Here is a 17611-nt window from a genome sequence, read left to right as displayed (position 1 = left end):
ACCCACCGAGCCGAATAACCCTTGACGACACTCCTGATCAACGGGCGGATCCACAGCCCCGCACAACCCGACGCGACCGCGATGGCCATCCGCGACGGCGTGGTCGCATGGCTCGGCAGTGACGACGTCGGCCGCGCACTGCACCCGGATGCGCACATCGTCGACCTCGACGGTGGTTTCGTCGCACCCGCGTTCGTCGACAGCCACGTCCACATCACCGCCACCGGGCTCAACCTCGTCGGGCTCGATCTGCACGCGGCCACCTCACTGCAGCACTGCCTGCAACTCGTCGCCGACCACGCGCGGCGCCACCCCGACGGTCTCGTGTGGGGGCACGGCTGGGACGAGTCCGGCTGGCCCGAACGCACCCCGCCCGGCACCGACGATCTCGACGCCGTACTGGGCGACCGGCCCGCGTATCTCGCGCGGGTGGACGTGCACTCGGCGGCCGCGACCACCGCACTGCGCCGCGCGGTGCCCGATCTGGCCGGCGCGTCCGGGTTCTCACCGCAGGGCCCGCTGAGCGCCGACGCGCACCACCTGATCCGCGCGGCGGCCAGGGCGCAACTGACGGCGCGGCAGAAGCACCAGGCCCGCGTCGCGGCGCTCGATCACGCCGCCGCGCACGGCATCGTCGCGGTGCACGAGTGTGCGGGCCCCGAGATCGGCGGGCTCGACGACTGGCTCGAACTGCGCGCGCTCGACCACGGTGTCGACGTGATCGGTCTGTGGGGTGAAGCCGCACGCGACGTCGACCACGCCAAGGCGCTGATCGCCGAGACCGGCGCGTACGGCCTGGCCGGTGACCTGTTCGTCGACGGTGCGCTGGGATCGCGCACCGCCTGGCTGAGCGCCCCCTACAGCGATGCCACGCACACGTGTGGCAACCGCTACCTCGACCAGGACACCGTCATCGCGCACCTGCGGGCCTGCACGCAGGCCGGCATTCCCGCCGGGTTCCACGTCATCGGCGACGCCGCGGTGAGCGCCGTGGTCGACGCGCTCGCGGACGTCGTCGAGCAGCACGGCGCGCCCACGGTGGCGCGTTGCGGCCACCGTCTCGAACATCTGGAGATGGTCACCGCGGCCCAGGCCGCGCAGCTCGGTGCCTGGGGTGTGACCGCCAGCATGCAGCCCATGTTCGACGCGTCGTGGGGCGGCGACCACGGCATGTACGCGCAGCGTCTTGGGCCACAAAGAGTTCACCAGCTCAATCCGTTCGCGCTGTTAGCATCCGAAGGCGTGCCCCTCGCATTCGGCTCAGATACCCCCGTCACCAGCATGAATCCGTGGGAAGCCGTACGTGCCGCGGTCCTGCACCACAGTCCGACGGCCGCGATTTCGCCGCGCGCGGCGTTCGCTGCGGCCACCCGTGGTGGCTGGCGGGCCGGTGGCGTGCGCGACGGTGTGTCAGGCACTTTGACCCCGGGCGCCCCGGCCAGCTACGCGATCTGGGACGTCGAGGAGCTGGAGGTCAGCGCGCCGGCCAATGCCGTGCAGCGCTGGTCGACCGATCCGCGGTCGCGCGTGCCCGCACTGCCACGCCTGGCCGACGACGCCGCACTGCCGCGCTGCCGCCAGACCGTGCACCGGGGTGTCGTCCTCCATGGCTGACGATCGCGCCCGGCGATTCGACCGGTTCCGCGTACGGCCCGAGGAGATCACCGAGGTGATCCCGGCCGTCACCGATGACGACCCCCTCGAAGATCCCCTCGACGACGACGTCGCTCCCGGACTCGACGACGCCGAACCCGAACCCGAACCCGGAGACGAGCACGACGAGCCTTCGCGGCCTGCGACGGGCTCGCGTATCGGCGGCTGGGTCGCTCGACGTGGTTCCCGATTCGGCAAAGGTGTGCTCGACCGCTGGGCCCCACTGAGCGCCGCGATCGGTGGCGGTCTGGCACTGTGGCTGAGCTTCCCGCCCATCGGGTGGTGGTTCACGGCGTTCCCCGGGCTGGCGTTGCTGGGCTGGGTGCTGACCCGCACGGCCACCACCAAGGCCGGTGGGTTCGGCTACGGCGTGCTGTTCGGCCTCGCGTTCTACGTGCCGCTGCTGCCGTGGATCAGCGGATTGGTCGGCGCCGTGCCGTGGCTCGCGCTGGCGTTCGCCGAATCCCTGTTCTGCGGTCTGTTCGGGCTCGGCGCGGTCGTGGTGGTCAGGTTGCCCGGCTGGCCGCTGTGGTTCGCGACCCTGTGGGTCGCGGCGGAGTGGGCCAAGTCGACGTTCCCGTTCGGCGGTTTCCCGTGGGGCGCGGCGAGCTACGGGCAGACGAATGGTCCGCTGCTGGCGCTCGCGCGGATCGGCGGCGCACCGTTGGTGTCGTTCGCGGTCGCGCTGATCGGCTTCAGCCTCACGCTGCTGACGGCGCAGATCGTGTGGTGGTGGCGCCACGGCCACAAACCCGGCGTCCCGGCCCCCGCGGTGATGCTGCCCGGCGTCGCGATCGCCGCGTCACTGCTGGTCACCGCGCTGGTGTGGCCGCAGGTGCGCCAGTCGGGAACCGGCGCGGGTGACGACACCGCCGTCACGGTGGCCGCCGTGCAGGGCAACGTGCCGCGGCTCGGACTTGAGTTCAACGCGCAGCGGCGCGCGGTGCTCGACAACCACGTCAAGGAGACCCTGCGGCTGGCCGACGACGTCAAAGCCGGCCGCGCCGCCCAGCCGATGTTCGTGATCTGGCCCGAGAACTCCTCTGACATCGATCCGCTGCTCAACGCGGACGCCTCGGCCCAGATCACCACCGCGGCCGAGGCCATCGACGCGCCGATCCTCGTCGGTGGCGTCGTGCGCGCCGACGGTTACACACCCGACAACCCCGTCGCCAACAACACCGTGATCGTGTGGGAACCCACCGACGGCCCGGGTGAGCGTCACGACAAACAGATCGTGCAGCCCTTCGGCGAGTACCTGCCGTGGCGCGGCTTCTTCAAGCATCTGTCGTCATATGCCGACCGGGCCGGCTACTTCGTGCCGGGCACCGGCACCGGCGTCGTGCACGCCGCGGGCGTGCCGATCGGGATCACCACGTGCTGGGAGGTGATCTTCGACCGCGCGGCGCGGGAATCGGTGCTCAACGGCGCCCAGGTGCTCGCGGTACCGAGCAACAACGCGACGTTCGACGAGGCCATGAGCGCTCAGCAACTGGCGTTCGGCAAACTGCGTGCAGTCGAACACGACCGCTACGTCGTCGTCGCGGGAACCACCGGTATCAGCGCGGTGATCGCTCCCGACGGGCACGAGATATCGCGCACCGAGTGGTTCCAGCCGGCATATCTGGACAACCAGATCCGGCTCAAGACCGATCTGACCCCGGCGACGAAGTGGGGCCCCATCGTGCAGGCGGTGCTGGTCATCGCGGGGGTTGCCGTGCTGCTGATCGCCATACTGCACAATGGAAGGTTCGCGCCGAGAATGTTGCGGCGCCGGTCGGCAACGACCGTGAAACGATGAAGGAGCCACATGAGCGTCCCCGGTGAACGTGAGCAGGGTGCGGGGGAGGATCCTGCCACCGTCCGCCCGACCCAGCGCACTCTGGTGATCATCCCGACGTACAACGAGCGGGAGAACCTGCCGCTGATCGTCGGGCGTGTTCACCACGCGTGCCCCCAGGTGCACATCCTCGTCGTCGACGACGGCAGCCCCGACGGCACCGGCGCACTGGCCGACGAGCTGGCTCTGGCCGACCCTGACCGCGTGCACGTCATGCACCGCACCAGCAAGGCCGGGCTCGGCGCGGCCTACCTCGCGGGTTTCGACTGGGGCCTGCGCCGCGGCTACTCCGTGCTGGTCGAGATGGACGCCGACGGCAGCCACGCGCCCGAGGAGCTGAGCCGGCTGCTCGACGCGGTCGACGCGGGGGCGGACCTGGCCATCGGCTCGCGCTATGTGCCCGGCGGCACCGTGCGCAACTGGCCCTGGCGGCGCCTGGTGCTGTCCAAGACCGCCAACACCTATTCGCGTTTCCTGCTGGGCGTCGGTATCCATGACATCACGGCCGGCTACCGCGCCTACCGTCGCGAGGTGCTGGAGAAGATCGACCTCTCGGCGGTGGACTCCAAGGGCTACTGCTTCCAGATCGACCTGACGTGGCGCGCCATCAACAACGGCTTCTCGGTCGTCGAGGTGCCCATCACGTTCACCGAGCGCGAGCTGGGCGTGTCGAAGATGAGCGGATCCAACATCCGCGAGGCCATGTTCAAGGTCGCCGAGTGGGGTATCCGCGGCCGGCTCGACCGGGCCAGGGGCGTGGTCCGCTGACGCGGTAGCGTCCGAGAACGCGAAAGCCGCGAGTGTGCATGCACACTCGCGGCTTTTTCATGACGTCAGTTCGTCAGCTCTCGTCAGCTTCCGGTTCCGCGCCGCTTGGCCTTGATCAGGTCGAGCCGCTCCTTGAGCAGCTCTTCGAGCTCCTCGACGGACCGGCGCTCCAACAGCATGTCCCAGTGCGTACGCGGCGGCTTGACCTTCTTGGGCTCCGGCACGTCACCCTCGATGAGGGTGCCCTCCAGACCGTTGCGGCAGAGCCACGTACCGGGGATCTCGGCGTCGTCGGCGAAAGGTACGTCGAACTCCTCGCCGTTATCCGTGCGGTAGCGGGCGACCTGACGCGGCGCCAGGTCATGGTTGCGGTCGGTCTCGTAGCTCACGGCTCCGAGGCGACTGCCCCGCAGGACACGATCAGCCATCGTCATCACTCCTCATCACGCGATTTCGTCCGGATAGTGCAACGCGTTTTGCCATTGCCAAGTTCCCGACTCGACCGTCCATGATACGCCGATCACAATGCGTCGCCGTCTACAGTCTGCTTCATGACCACCCCGACGGCGGCCGCGACCCGCAGACGCAACCGTCCGCAGCCATGCCGGTGGTGCGGACGTGAGGTGCCCGACGCGCAGATGGGGCGCAGGCGCCAGTACTGCAGGCAGTCCTGCCGCCAGCGCGCATACGAACAACGCGCCATGGTCAAGGGCACCTCCTTGGCCCCGGACTCGGTGGTGCTCACGGCCGAGGAGGCCGCGCAACTGTCCGATCGCGTCTACCAGGTCCGCTGCGCCGCCGAGGACGTCGCGATCGCCGTCGACGAGGGTGCCGAACCTCACGAATTGCGGCAACTCTGCGACTCTTTGCTGGAAGCTGCGAAGGCTGCCGACGGCTGGCGTTAGGTCCTACGATTGCGTCGGTGGCGACGATTTCTGACCCTCAACGCGCAACATCGACACCGGATCCGGCGCGGTCCGTGTGGCGTTTCGATGATTTCGTGTTGGACACGGGTCGATTCGAACTCCGTCGCGGCGACGAGGTGATCCGGGTCGAACCACAGGTGTTCGACGTGCTGACCCAGCTGATCGTCAACCACGAGCGCGTCGTCACCAAGGTCGAACTGTTCGACACCGTGTGGGGCGGCCGGTTCGTCGGCGAGGCCGCGCTCACCAGCCGGATCAAGGCCGCGCGCCGTGCGCTCGGTGACGACGGTGAATCCCAGCGCTACATCCGCACCATCCGCGGCCGCGGCTATCAGTTCGTCGGCACACTGCTGCCCGACGACGCCGGTGACGGTGTGAACGCGCCGATGCGGGCGCAGCCGCTGCAACAGCACGAGGCGGTGGCCCTCGACACCGCCGACACCGCTGAGGGGTCCGCGGAACCCGTGGAGCCCCCGCCGCGGCAGCACATCGCGTTCTGCCGTGCCGGTGACGGGGTCCGGCTCGCCTACGCCGTCGTGGGGGAGGGCCCGCCGCTGGTGCGCGCCGCGAACTGGATGACGCACCTCGGATACGACATCGAGAGCCCGGTGTGGAGCCACTGGGTGCGCGATCTGTCGCGCAACCACACCTTCATTCGCTACGACGAGCGCGGCTGCGGTCTGTCGGACTGGGAGGCCGCCGACTTCTCGTTCGACGACTGGGTGGCCGACCTGGAGTCGGTGGTCGAGGCGCTGGGGCTGGAACGCTTTCCGCTACTGGGGGTTTCGCAGGGCGGCGCGGTCGCGGTGGCGTACGCGGCACGGCATCCCGAACGCGTGAGCCGCCTCGTGTTGTGCGGCGCGTACGCCAGAGGGCGCGCCGTGCGGGCCGTCGGTGACGAGGAGAAGCGCGCGGCCGCACTGGATCTGGAGCTCGCCCGGGTCGGCTGGGGACGCGACGACCCGGCGTTCCGGCAGGTGTTCGCCGCGCAGTTCCTGCCCGACGGGACGCGCGCGGACTGGGCCGCGTTCGACCAGCTGCAGCGCCGCACCACGTCACCGGAGAACGCCGTGCGCTTCCTGGAGGCGTTCGGGCGCATCGATGTACGCGACGAGGCGCGCGAAGTACGCTGTCCGACACTGGTCATGCATTCACGCGACGACCACCGGGTACCCGTGCGGTTCGGAGAGGAACTCGCGGCTCTGATCGAGGATGCCCGGATGGTCGCGCTGGACAGCAACAACCATCTGCTCACCGGGACCGAACCGGCCTGGCAGGTGTTCCGGCAGGAACTCGAGGGCTTCCTCGCCCTCGACGGGTCCTGACCCGCTCGATCCGACGCCCCGGGATTCGCCGGGGATCTCCATGCAATCTCCATACATTCTCCATGTGCGGGGGCCGGCGGAGATACATGCTTGATCACATGAGAAAACACCTCCGCTTACTGATCATCGGTGTCGGCGCCATGGTCACACTCGGCACGATGTCCGCATGCTCCAGCGGAACGACGTCCGAGACGGCCACGCCGGCGGCGACCACCCCGGCCGCCACCTCGGCTGCGTCCGAGGCGCCCGCACCACTGCCTGAGGCCATTCGGTACATGGCCGACATGCCGACGCCGGACGGCAAGACCATGAGCATCGGCATCGCGGTCGACGGCGACATGGTCACGGCATACGCGTGCAACGGCGTCGACGACGAGGCGTGGTTCTTCGGCAACCAGGCCGACGGCGACATCGACATCACGGGAAAGTTCCGTGACACCCTCAAGGCCGACATGACCGCGACCGACGCCAAGGGCGAGCTGACCATGAACGGCGTCAACTACACGTTCACCGCGATGCCGGTCAGCGAACCCGCGGGCATGTACACCGCGGCGTTCGAGGGCGTGCGGTCGTCGTGGATCGTGCACACCGACGGTTCGGTCACCGGTGTGCAGTTCAACGGCGGCATCACCGGCCGCGACTTCGAGCAGGCCGAACTGCAGCAGCTGAACGCCGCACAGTTCCAGTCGCAGGTCCGCAACAAGCGCAAGCTCCAGCAGGCCCAGCAGCTGATCCGACTGCAGAACGGCACGTTCCGGTCGACCATCAACGGCCACGAGGTGACGCCCGAACTCGTCACCGGCAAGACCCGGTTCGGCTGAGCCGCCGGTAAACTCTGAGCCCCGGCCCCGCCGGAGTGACACCGCCCGGTCACTCCCGCGGGGCCGGTTCGTATTTCATTTCCTTTGACTCAGCCCGATTTCAATCCTTACGACCCACGGCGGTGCTGCGTAACGTCGGCTCACCGTGACTGGTTCCAGTGTGCTGGCCGCCCCGACGGCACCCACTGTCACTCGCCGGTTGAGCCACCGGAAATGGGCGATCATCCGGGTGATCTCACCGGTGGTGCTGCTGGGCCTGTGGCAGCTCGGCAGCGCGGTCGGCCTCATCTCGCAGGACGTCCTGCCCGCTCCGTCGCTGATCGTCGAAGCCGGCATCGAGCTCATCCGCAACGGCCAACTGGCCGACGCGCTACGGGTTTCCGGCGCGCGCGTCGTCATCGGTCTGCTGCTCGGCGGCGTCATCGGCGTCGCGCTGGGCACCGCGGTCGGATTGTCGCGGTGGCTCGAGGCGACCGTCGACCCGCCGATGCAGATGATCCGCGCGCTGCCGCACCTCGGCCTGATCCCGCTGTTCATCGTGTGGTTCGGCATCGGCGAACTGCCCAAGGTGCTGCTCGTGGCGCTGGGCGTCAGCTTCCCGCTGTACCTCAACACGTTCTCGGCGATCCGCCAGGTGGACCCCAAGCTGTTCGAAACCGCTCAGGTGCTGGGCTTCTCGTTCTGGCAGCGATTCCGCACCATCATCGTGCCCAGTGCGGCGCCTCAGGTGCTGGTCGGTTTCCGCCAGTCACTGGCCATCGCGTGGCTCACGCTGATCGTGGCCGAACAGATCAACGCCGACTCGGGAATCGGCTTCCTCATCAACAACGCACGCGATTTCCTGCGCATCGACATCATCATCTTCGGCCTGATCGTCTACGCACTGCTGGGCATCGGGACCGACGCGATCGTGAGAGCCCTGGAACGCCGAGCCCTGAGGTACCGCACATGACCGTCACCTCCGAACGATCCGTCACCACCGCGGCCGAACTGCGCGGCGTGAACAAGTGGTACGGCCGCCACCACGTCCTGCGTGACGTCTCGCTGCGCATCGGCCGCGGCGAGATCGTCGCGCTGATCGGGCGCAGCGGGTCGGGCAAGTCCACCGTGCTGCGCGTGCTGGCCGGACTGTCGACCGACCACACCGGCGAGTGCCACGTGGCAGGCGCACCCGCGCTGGCGTTCCAGGAACCGCGGCTGTTCCCGTGGCGTGATGTGCGCACCAACGTCTCCTACGGCCTGACCCGCACGCGCCTGCCGCGCGGTGAGGCACTCGCCCGCGCGGACCGTGCGCTGGCCGACGTGGGGCTCGCCGACCGTGGCGACGTGTGGCCTTTGACGTTGTCCGGTGGTCAGGCGCAACGGGTTTCGCTGGCCCGCGCACTCGTCGCCGAGCCGCAACTGCTGTTGCTCGACGAACCGTTCGGCGCGCTCGACGCGCTGACCCGACTCAGCATGCGCACACTGCTGCTCGATCTGTGGCGCGAGCACGGATTCGGGGTGCTGCTGGTGACCCACGACGTCGACGAGGCCGTCGCCCTGGCCGACCGCGTGCTGGTCCTCGAGGACGGCGCAGTGGTGCACACCCTCGACATCGAGGACACCCGGCGATCCCCGGGGGACCCGTCGCCGGCCACCGAACGCTACCGCGCCGAACTGCTCGAACACCTCGGCGTGCAGTTGTAAACAGACACACGACCGAGACAGACACACGACAGGGGGGACCACACGTGGTCAGATCAATCCGGATCGTCGCCGCGGCTGCGCTCGCCATCGGACTGCTCGCGGGCTGCGTGTCCCGCGCGGACCAGTCGGCGCCGCAGGCCGCGCCCGAGACCGTGCCGCTGAGCGAATTGTCCGGTCTCACACTGCAGATCGGCGATCAGAAGGGCGGCACCGAGGCGCTGCTGCGCGCGGCGGGCGCGCTCGAGGACCTGCCGTACGACGTGGCGTTCTCGACGTTCACCTCGGGTCCGCCGCAGATCGAGGCGGCCACCGCGGGCAAGATCGACTTCGCGATCACCGGCAACACCCCACCCATCTTCGGCGCCGCGTCCAACGCCAAGGTGAAGGTCGTGTCGGCCTACGACGGCGGCGGGTTCGGCGATCAGCTTCTGGTGCACGCCGATTCCCCGATCCAGGAGGTCACCGATCTGCGCGGCAAGAGCATCGCGCTGGCCAAAGGCAGTTCGGCGCACGGTCATACGCTCGTGCAGCTGCACCGGGCCGGTCTGACCCCCGACGACGTCAAATTGGTCTTCCTGCAGCCGGCCGACGCCCTCTCGGCGTTCAAGCAGGGCCGTGTCGACGTGTGGGCGGTGTGGGACCCTTACACCGCGCAGGCCGAGAAGGAGCTGCCGGTGCGCAGCATCGCACAGGCCACCGGCGTGACCAACGGCGCCGGGTTCGGCGTCGCATCCGTAGCGGCGCTGGCCGACCCGAAACGCAACACCGCGCTCGCCGATCTGCTGGTGCGCTACTCGAAGGCCGTCAAGTGGGCCCACGACAACCGTGACGAGTGGGTGGCGCGCTACTCGGCCGAGGTGGGGCTGGATCCGGAGGTGGGTGCCGTCGCGCAGGGCCGCAGCCTGCGCCTGCCCACCGACCTGTCCGACGAACTCGTCGCCTCCGAACAGGAGATGGCCGACCTGTTCGCCGAATCGGGTCAGATCGCGTCGGCCCCGGACTTCTCGCAGTGGGTGGACCGCCGCTTCGCCGACCAACTGAGCCCGCTGTACATCGAGCGCGATTAGGAGGAGGCGCCATGACCTTCGCGAAGTTCTTCTGGTTCCTGCCCACCGCGGGCGACAGTCGCGGGATCGTCGGTTCGTCGCACGCGTCGTCGCAGCACTCGGTGCCCGACAACTACCGGGCGCCCACGCGGCGCTATCTGGCCGAGGTGGCGCGCGCCGCCGACCGACTGGGGTACGAGGGCGTGCTGACGCCGACGGGGACGTGGTGCGAGGACGCCTGGTTGACCACCTCGGCGCTGCTCGCCGAGACCGAACGGCTCAAGTTCCTGGTGGCGTTCCGTCCCGGCCTGGTGCCGCCGACGCTGGCCGCGCAGCAGGCCGCGACGCTGCAGCGGTTCTCGGAGGGCCGGGTGCTGCTCAACATCGTCACCGGCGGCGACAACGTGGAACAACGCCGTTTCGGGGACTGGCTCGACCACGACGAGCGCTACGCGCGCACCGGCGAGTTCCTGCACATCGTCAACCGGTTGTGGCGGCAATCGGGCGACGAGTCGCTCGACTACGAGGGCACCTACTACAAGGTGGCCGACGCCAGGGTGTCCGCGCCGCCGGATCCGTTGCCGCAGATCTACTTCGGCGGTTCGTCACCGGCGGCGATGCCGATCGCCGCCGAACACGTCGACGTCTACCTCACGTGGGGTGAGCCACCGCAGGACGCCGCGGCCAAGATTGCGAGGGTGCGCGCGCTCGCCGAAGAGCGCGGACGCACGGTGCGGTTCGGTATCCGGCTGCACACCATCTCGCGCGACACCTCGGCCGCGGCCTGGGCCGTCGCCCACGATATGGTCGCCGGCCTCGACCCCGAGGCGATCGCCAAAGCCACTGCCTTGCACTCGAAGTCGGAATCAGAGGGGCAACGCCGGATGACCGCGCTACACGGGGGGCGGACCGACAAACTCGAGATCTACCCGAACCTGTGGGCCGGGGTCGGCCTGGTGCGCGGGGGAGCGGGCACCGCGCTGGTCGGCAGCCACGAAGAGGTCGCGAACCTCATCTACGAGTACCACTCACTGGGCTTCGACGAGTTCATCCTGTCGGGGTACCCGCACCTGGAGGAGTCGTACTGGTTCGCCGAGGGCGTACTGCCGATCCTGCGGCGCAAAGGCGTCGCCGCTTAATCCGGTTCGCAGCTGAACTGGCGGCCCACGCCGACCGGAGGATTCACCGGGCGCAGGCAGCCCAGCGGCGCCACGCCCTTGTCGTCGAGGCGGATCCCGGACTGGTGTGCGAAGTTGACGCACACCAGCGCCGAGGCGTCGGCGCGGCAGCGGTAGTCGCCGAACGCCAGCGACTGCCCGGCCGTCAGCTCGGCGCCGTCACCGTAGGTGAACAGACCCGGATCGCCGTGCAGGGAGCCGACATCGACCGTCGGTCCCGCGAAATCCACCCACCCGGCAACCCAGTTGCCCTCGACATCGGACGGTTTGGACGGCAGATCACCCTCGGTGACCAGGCACGCCAGCTGCCCACCGGCCAGCTTCTCGGTGACGCAGCGGGCCCCGGCCGCGACGAACGCGATGTCGTCGCCGAGGTCGGTGGTCTCGCCGTCGCGCGTGGCGTTGTGGAACCCGGCGACGTCGGCCAGGGTGCCGGCCTCGACCCACCGGATGACCTGCGGCATGGGGGTTCCCGCGGCCGGTGCCGCGGTGGGGATCGGAGTGGTCGGTGACGGTTTGGCGCTCGTCGTGTGCGTGGTACTGGCAGGCACGGACAACTCCGGTTGCGACGTCGGCGCGGCCTCCCGGCCACCCGATGCACACCCTGCCACAAGCACAGACGCCGCGAGGATCACAGCAGTCCGCATTCCGCCAGGCTAGCGGTTGACCTGACACGAGCACGTCTGCGCGGTGCCCGGTCGGGCATACGACCACCACTTTCGGCTACCGTCGCCTCATGCACGAACGCACCGTCCGCGCAGAGATCAGCACCGGGATCATCGAGGGGTTCACGCGAGACGGCGTACATCGCTGGCGTTCCATCCCTTACGCCCGGGCGCCCATCGGCCCGCTGCGCCTGCGGGCACCGCAGCCCGCCGAGCCGTGGCCCGGCGTGCGCTACTGCCACGGATTCGGCTTCTGCGCACCCCAGCAGCGCCGTTACACGCTGCTGGGCGTCGGCAAGTACCAGCCGACCAGCGAGGACTGCCTGACGCTCAACGTGGTGGCGCCCGAGAAACCCCACGACGGACCGCTGCCGGTGATGTTCTTCGTCCACGGCGGCGGGTATGTCCTCGGCAGTTCGGCGACCCCGATCTACGACGGTGCCGCGCTCGCCCGTCGGGGATGTGTGTACGTGTCGGTCAACTACCGCCTCGGTGTGCTCGGCGCCATGGAGTTGTCGTCGTTGTCCACACCGGAGCACCCGATCGACGACAACCTGTTCCTGCGCGACCTGGTGCTCGCGCTGCAGTGGGTCCGCGACAACATCGCGGTGTTCGGCGGCGATCCGGACAACGTGACGATCTTCGGCGAGAGCGCGGGCGCGCACGCCGTCGCGACGCTGTTGGCCGTGCCCGCGGCCCGGGGGTTGTTCGCACGGGTGATCTCCGAGAGCCCGGCCAGCGGCATGGTCAGTTCGGCGGACACGGCCGCGCGTCTGGCCGGGCAGTACGCCGGGATCATCGGGCACGGTGGCCGCGACGCCGCCGAGGCGCTCAAGACGCTGAGCCCAGCCCAACTCGGCCGCGCGCTCGAAGAACTCATCAACCGTGGCATGACGGATATGCCCGGTGCGTTCCCGGTCGGCCCGACCTACGGCACCGAGTTCCTGCCGACAGACCCGGTCGAGGCGATGGCAGCGGGGAGCGCGCACCGGGTGCCGCTCATCGTGGGCAACAACGCCGAGGAGGGCCGGCTGTTCACGCGGTTCCTGCCGCTGCTGCCGACCAACGAACCGATGATCGAGAAGCTGTTCGCCGATGCCGACCCCGAGCACCGCGAGCGGATCCTGTCGGCCTATCCCGGTTACCCCGACCGGGACGTGTGTGTGCGTCTGGGTGGCGACTTCGCGTTCGGTTCGGCCACGTGGCAGGTGGCCGAGGCGCACAGCCGCCACGCGCCCACGTATGTGTACCGCTACGACTACGCCCCGCGCGCCCTGCGCTGGTCGGGCCTCGGGGCCACCCATGCGATGGAGCTGCTGGCCGTATTCGACACGTACCGCACGAGATACGGGTCGATGCTGACCGCGATGGCCGACCGCAGGTCCGCACGGCGGGTCAGCCGCGACATCCAGACCCGCTGGCGCGACTTCAGCCGCGCGGGCGTCCCCGGTGACGGGTGGCCGGCCTACCGGCACGACGAGCGTGCGGTGTACGTGTTCGACACCAGGCCACGCGTCGAATACGACCCCGACGCCGACCGGCGGCTCGCGTGGGAGGGCTTCAGCCTGGCCCAGCGCTGATCTGCGGCGATCCGCTGCGCGAACCCGCGCCGGTGTGGTTGCGTGATCGTGTGGACTACCCACTGGATCCGCTGTCGGCCGACGAGTTCACCGCGGTCGCAGCGATACTGCGGCGTGAACACGGGGTCGGAGAGGGTTGGCGGATCGCCTCGGTCGAACTGGCCGAACCGTCCAAGGCCGAACTGGCCGCATACGACGAGGGCGGGCCCGCGCCGGCGCGGCGCGCCGCCGTCATCTGCCTGGACCGGTCGGCCAACGCCACCTACAAGGGTTTCGTGTCGCTGACCGACGACCGGGTGGAGAGTTTCACCCACATCCCGGGCGTACAAGCCAATTTCACGGTCGACGAGTTCGCCGAATGCGATCAGATCCTGCGCAGCCACCCCGATGTGATCGCGGCGCTGGCGCGACGCGGCATCACCGACATGGACAACGTGTTCATGGACACCTGGACCTACGGTGCGGCCGTCGCGCCACCCGAGTACGCCGACCGCCGCATCGGCTGGTCGGACACCTGGTACAAGTCCACGGCAGGCGCCAACCCCTATGCCCACCCGGTCAGCGGCCTGCACTGCGTGATCGATCTCAACGCCATGGAGGTGCTGCGCGTCGAGGACGACGGCACCAACGAAAGACCCGACGTCATGGGCGAATACGTGCCACGGCACATCCCCGAGCGCATCCGCGCGGCCTCGACACGCGAACCGCTCAAACCGCTGGAGATCACGCAGCCCCACGGGCCGTCGTTCACCCTCGACGGAAACCTGTTGCAGTGGCAGAACTGGTCGCTGCGAATCGGTTTCAACCATCGCGAGGGCATGACGCTGCACACCGTGCGCTACCGCGACGGTGCGGTGAACCGTTCGGTGGCACACCGCTTGTCGTTCGCCGAGATGGTCGTGCCGTACCGGGATCCCTCGGTGGACCACTACCGTCGCACTGCGTTCGACATCGGCGAGTGGGGCCTGGGTTTCATGACCACGTCGCTCGACCTCGGCTGCGACTGCCTCGGTGAGATCCGTTATCTCGACGCGGTGCTGCACAACAGCAAGGGTGAGCCGTACACGATCACCAACGCGATCTGCATCCACGAGGAAGACAACGCCGTGCTGTGGAAGCACGTCGACCACGACGCGGGTGCCGAGGTGCGCCGGATGCGAAGGCTCACACTGTCGTTCCACGTCACGGTCGCCAACTACGAGTACCTCGTGTACTGGCGGCTGTACCAGGACGGCAACATCGAGTGCGAGGTCCGCGCCACGGGCATCATGGTGACCACGCCGCTGCCCGCAGGCGCCGACGCGCATCCCAACGGCGCGCTGGTCGACGAACGCACGTATGCGCCCTACCACCAGCACTTCCTGATCGCGCGGCTCGATCTGGACATCGACGGCCCGGACAACACCGTCTACATGACCGAGTCGTACGCCGCACCCATCGGCCCCGACAACCCGTACGGGCTGTCGGTGGTCGTGCGCAACGAGGCACTGCGCACCGAGGCCGACGGCATACAGGACGTCAACTTCGCGACGCAGCGGGCGTGGAAGGTGGTCAACACCAACGTCGTCAACGGTCTGGGCACGCACCCGTCGTACAAGCTGGTGCCCACCGGGGCCATTCCGCCCATGCTCGACCCGGAATCACCTGTGCTGCAGCGTGCCAACGTCATCGGGCACACGCTGTGGGTGACGCCCAACCACCCCGACGAGCGGTGGCCCGCAGGGGAGTTCGTCAACCAGTCGGTCCGCGACACCGGCCTCGGGGAGTGGACCAAGGCCAACCGGTCGATCGACAACGCCGACGTGGTGCTGTGGTACGTGTTCGGCATCCACCACATCACCCGTCCCGAGGACTGGCCCGTGATGCCCGTCGACATCGTGTCGTTCTGGCTCAAGCCGTACGGCTTCTTCGACCGCAACCCTGCCCTCGACGTTCCGGCCACGCCGCCGGGTGCGTGCGCACACCCCCATACCAAGGCCGCGCACCACTAGCCGAGAAAGTTGACACCTGTCATATGTGAGTCGGATCACTGCTATGTTGCGTGTGTGCAACCGACCATGAATGCCGTCATCGAACGTCCCGACGACCTGACCGGCGAGTGGCTGACCGCCGCACTCGGCGCCGGGCGGGTCACCGATTTCAGCTTCGAACGCATCGGCACGGGCCAGATGAGCGAGTGCTACCGCGTGACCCTGCGCTACGCCGACGGAACCGACGGACCCGCGTCGGTGGTGCTGAAAGTGGCTGCCACCGACCCCAACAGCCGTCAGACCGGCCTGGCATTGGGCCTGTACGAGCGGGAGGTGCGGTTCTACACCGAGATCGCACCGCAACTCGGCGCCGGTCCGATCGCACCGTGCTACCACTCGGCCTTCGACCCGCAGACCGGCGCGTTCGACCTGCTGCTCGGGGATGCCGCGCCTGCGACGGTCGGCAACGAACTGCAGGGTGCGACCGTCGAGCAGGCCACGCTGGCGCTCGTACAGCTGGGGCACGTGCACGGCGCGGCGCACGCGTCGTCGCGCGGTGCGGCCATCGCCGACTGGCTCGTGCGCGAGGCGCCGGTCAGCCAGCCGATGCTCGCGGGTCTGTACGCGGCGTTCGTCGAGCGCTACGCCGACATGATCACGCCGCAGCAGCGCGAGGTGTGCGAGCGGCTCGTCGAAAGCTTCGACAGCTACCTCGCCGCCGAGGACGAACGCCCGAAAGGCCTGGTGCACGGCGACTATCGGCTCGACAACATGCTGTTCGGCGATCCTGGTGCCGACCGGCCGCTGACCGCCGTCGACTGGCAGACCGTCACCTGGGGTCCCGCGCTGACCGACGTCGCGTACTTCGTCGGCAGCTCGCTGCCGTCCGAGGTGCGCCGCGAACACTACGACGCGCTGCTGCGGGCCTACCACGAGGCACTCGGACCGGACGCGCCGCTGACGCTCGACCAGGTGCGTGAAGACGTGCGGCGCCAGAGCTTCTTCGGCGTGGTGATGGCGATCGTGTCGTCGATGCTCGTCGAGCGCACCGAACGCGGCGACCAGATGTTCATGACCATGCTCGACCGGAACTGCAGCCACGTGCTGGACACCGGCGCGCTCGACATCCTCGCCCCGCCGGTGCCCGTCGCGCCGCTTCAACCGGCCGCCGAGGACGACGACGCGCACACCCCCGGCGACGAGCCGCTGTGGAACGAGAGCTGGTACTTCGACTTCGTCGACACCGCAGCCGGATTCGGCGGCTGGATCCGCCTGGGGCTGATCCCCAACCAGGACCATTCCTGGATCAACGTGCTGGTGTGCGGTCCGGATCTGCCGACCGTGGCGCTCAACGACTTCCACGCGGCGCTGCCCACCGACGTCGCGCGGGTCTGCGGCGACGGCGTCGAACTCTCGTTGCAGCGCGGCGAGCCGTTGCAGACCTACCGCGTGACCGCATCGGGGCAGGGGCAGGCCTACGACGATCCCGCGGCCCTGCTGCGCGGCGAGGCCGGCACCCCCGTCGACGTCACACTCGACCTGACGTGGACCACCGTCGGCACGCCATACCAGTACCGCATCACGCCCCGCTACGAGATCCCGTGCACCGTCACGGGAACCGTCACCGTGGGGGAGACGGTTCATCCGCTTGAGGCCGTGGTCGGCCAGCGCGACCACTCGTGGGGCGTGCGCGACTGGTGGTCGATGGAATGGGTCTGGAGCGCACTGCATCTCGACGACGGCACGCACCTGCACGGCGTCGACCTGCGTATCCCGAACATGCCACCCCTCGGGGTCGGCTACACGCAGCGCGACGGTGAACTCGTCGAACTGCAGTCCGTGACCGCACAGCACACGCTCGGCGACGACGATCTGCCCGTCACCACCACGCTGACCCTGCAGTCCGGCGACATCGAGGCCACCGTCGACATCCAGGGCCACGCCCCGGTCAAGCTCGTCTCCGCCGAGGGCAAGGTCAGCCAGTTCCCACGCGCGTGGGCCACCGTGCGCACCGCCGACGGCCGTACCGGCGTCGGCTGGCTCGAGTGGAACCGCAACCTGGGTTAGGTCTCTGCCCCCGTCGGGGGTGGTGTCGTCGGCACCGCGAGCGTGCGTGTCTGCTGCCCGCCACGCCGGGATTTTGCAGCAGTTGA

Annotated in this window: 15 protein-coding genes; 13 read left to right on the top strand and 2 right to left on the bottom strand. The window is 68.9% G+C overall.

What is annotated here, in order from left to right:
* Positions 1-21 precede the first annotated feature (21 nt).
* Genes AT701_RS19290 through AT701_RS19280 form a run of 3 tightly spaced genes read left to right on the top strand, consistent with a single transcriptional unit; the run spans position 22 to position 4261 of the window.
* Positions 22-1614, top strand: coding sequence for an amidohydrolase (locus tag AT701_RS19290; RefSeq protein WP_003895308.1), 1593 nt, complete (start codon positions 22-24; stop codon positions 1612-1614).
* Positions 1607-3454: an apolipoprotein N-acyltransferase gene (gene lnt / locus AT701_RS19285; RefSeq protein WP_080628097.1), complete on the top strand. Its 1848-nt coding sequence runs from the start codon at positions 1607-1609 to the stop codon at positions 3452-3454. The genes AT701_RS19290 and lnt overlap by 8 nt, the downstream gene beginning before the upstream one ends.
* A 9-nt stretch (positions 3455-3463) precedes the next feature.
* A complete protein-coding gene (locus tag AT701_RS19280) occupies positions 3464-4261 on the top strand; it encodes a polyprenol monophosphomannose synthase (protein ID WP_003895306.1) in 798 nt (265 codons plus the stop codon).
* A gap of 83 nt (positions 4262-4344) precedes the next feature.
* Here AT701_RS19280 and rbpA read toward each other — a convergent pair whose 3' ends face one another.
* A complete protein-coding gene (gene rbpA / locus AT701_RS19275) occupies positions 4345-4689 on the bottom strand; it encodes an RNA polymerase-binding protein RbpA (protein ID WP_003895305.1) in 345 nt (114 codons plus the stop codon).
* A 123-nt stretch (positions 4690-4812) separates the two neighbouring features.
* On the opposite strand from rbpA, the gene AT701_RS19270 reads away from it, so the two are divergent.
* The 7 genes from AT701_RS19270 to AT701_RS19240 all read left to right on the top strand — a co-directional run bounded on the left by AT701_RS19270 (position 4813) and on the right by AT701_RS19240 (position 11204).
* Positions 4813-5166 carry a hypothetical protein gene (locus AT701_RS19270; RefSeq protein WP_036453275.1) on the top strand — a complete coding sequence of 118 codons (354 nt, stop codon included), beginning with the start codon at positions 4813-4815 and terminating at the stop codon, positions 5164-5166.
* 74 nt (positions 5167-5240) lie between these two features.
* Positions 5241-6512 carry an alpha/beta hydrolase gene (locus AT701_RS19265; protein WP_011729373.1) on the top strand — a complete coding sequence of 424 codons (1272 nt, stop codon included), beginning with the start codon at positions 5241-5243 and terminating at the stop codon, positions 6510-6512.
* Between the two features lie 98 nt (positions 6513-6610).
* The gene (locus AT701_RS19260) at positions 6611-7333 is read left to right on the top strand and encodes a hypothetical protein (protein WP_029104430.1); all 723 of its coding nucleotides are present in this window, start codon (positions 6611-6613) and stop codon (positions 7331-7333) included.
* A gap of 160 nt (positions 7334-7493) precedes the next feature.
* Positions 7494-8285: an ABC transporter permease gene (locus AT701_RS19255; protein WP_003895300.1), complete on the top strand. Its 792-nt coding sequence runs from the start codon at positions 7494-7496 to the stop codon at positions 8283-8285.
* Entirely contained in the window at positions 8282-9019 is a 738-nt protein-coding gene (locus AT701_RS19250) for an ABC transporter ATP-binding protein (RefSeq protein WP_011729372.1), read from the top strand. Before AT701_RS19255 ends, AT701_RS19250 begins: the two co-directional genes overlap by 4 nt.
* Positions 9020-9063: 44 nt before the next feature.
* Complete coding sequence (locus tag AT701_RS19245; RefSeq protein WP_058126411.1) at positions 9064-10086, top strand: ABC transporter substrate-binding protein; 1023 nt, start codon at positions 9064-9066, stop codon at positions 10084-10086.
* Positions 10087-10097: 11 nt separating this feature from the next.
* The gene (locus AT701_RS19240) at positions 10098-11204 is read left to right on the top strand and encodes an LLM class flavin-dependent oxidoreductase (protein ID WP_058126410.1); all 1107 of its coding nucleotides are present in this window, start codon (positions 10098-10100) and stop codon (positions 11202-11204) included.
* Here AT701_RS19240 and AT701_RS19235 read toward each other — a convergent pair.
* Positions 11201-11890, bottom strand: a complete 690-nt coding sequence (locus AT701_RS19235) for a hypothetical protein (RefSeq protein WP_058126409.1) — start codon at positions 11888-11890, stop codon at positions 11201-11203. The two genes, AT701_RS19240 and AT701_RS19235, sit on opposite strands and share 4 nt — an antisense overlap.
* Before the next feature lie 89 nt (positions 11891-11979).
* On the opposite strand from AT701_RS19235, the gene AT701_RS19230 reads away from it, so the two are divergent.
* Genes AT701_RS19230 through AT701_RS19220 form a run of 3 tightly spaced genes read left to right on the top strand, consistent with a single transcriptional unit; the run spans position 11980 to position 17525 of the window.
* Complete coding sequence (locus AT701_RS19230; protein WP_011729367.1) at positions 11980-13488, top strand: carboxylesterase/lipase family protein; 1509 nt, start codon at positions 11980-11982, stop codon at positions 13486-13488.
* A gap of 32 nt (positions 13489-13520) precedes the next feature.
* Complete coding sequence (locus tag AT701_RS19225) at positions 13521-15479, top strand: primary-amine oxidase (RefSeq protein WP_058127671.1); 1959 nt, start codon at positions 13521-13523, stop codon at positions 15477-15479.
* 54 nt (positions 15480-15533) lie between these two features.
* Positions 15534-17525 (top strand): DUF7064 domain-containing protein, encoded by a 1992-nt coding sequence (locus tag AT701_RS19220; protein ID WP_058126408.1) that lies wholly within the window; start codon positions 15534-15536, stop codon positions 17523-17525.
* The last annotated feature ends 86 nt before the right edge of the window (positions 17526-17611 follow it).

Source organism: Mycolicibacterium smegmatis, from assembly GCF_001457595.1.
In the GTDB taxonomy this organism is placed as follows: Bacteria; Actinomycetota; Actinomycetes; order Mycobacteriales; family Mycobacteriaceae; genus Mycobacterium; species Mycobacterium smegmatis.
Note: the sequence above shows the minus strand (reverse complement) of the source record. Positions and strands in the feature narration are given on the sequence as shown.

Excerpts from the sequence above, each read along its gene's own strand:
- lnt (WP_080628097.1), top strand. The coding sequence starts at position 1,607 with ATGGCTGACGATCGCGCCCGGCGATTCGACCGGTTCCGCGTACGGCCC.
- AT701_RS19280 (WP_003895306.1), top strand. The coding sequence starts at position 3,464 with ATGAGCGTCCCCGGTGAACGTGAGCAGGGTGCGGGGGAGGATCCTGCC.
- rbpA (WP_003895305.1), bottom strand. The coding sequence starts at position 4,689 with ATGGCTGATCGTGTCCTGCGGGGCAGTCGCCTCGGAGCCGTGAGCTAC.
- AT701_RS19270 (WP_036453275.1), top strand. The coding sequence starts at position 4,813 with ATGACCACCCCGACGGCGGCCGCGACCCGCAGACGCAACCGTCCGCAG.
- AT701_RS19260 (WP_029104430.1), top strand. The coding sequence starts at position 6,611 with ATGAGAAAACACCTCCGCTTACTGATCATCGGTGTCGGCGCCATGGTC.
- AT701_RS19250 (WP_011729372.1), top strand. The coding sequence starts at position 8,282 with ATGACCGTCACCTCCGAACGATCCGTCACCACCGCGGCCGAACTGCGC.
- AT701_RS19240 (WP_058126410.1), top strand. The coding sequence starts at position 10,098 with ATGACCTTCGCGAAGTTCTTCTGGTTCCTGCCCACCGCGGGCGACAGT.
- AT701_RS19235 (WP_058126409.1), bottom strand. The coding sequence starts at position 11,890 with ATGCGGACTGCTGTGATCCTCGCGGCGTCTGTGCTTGTGGCAGGGTGT.
- AT701_RS19230 (WP_011729367.1), top strand. The coding sequence starts at position 11,980 with ATGCACGAACGCACCGTCCGCGCAGAGATCAGCACCGGGATCATCGAG.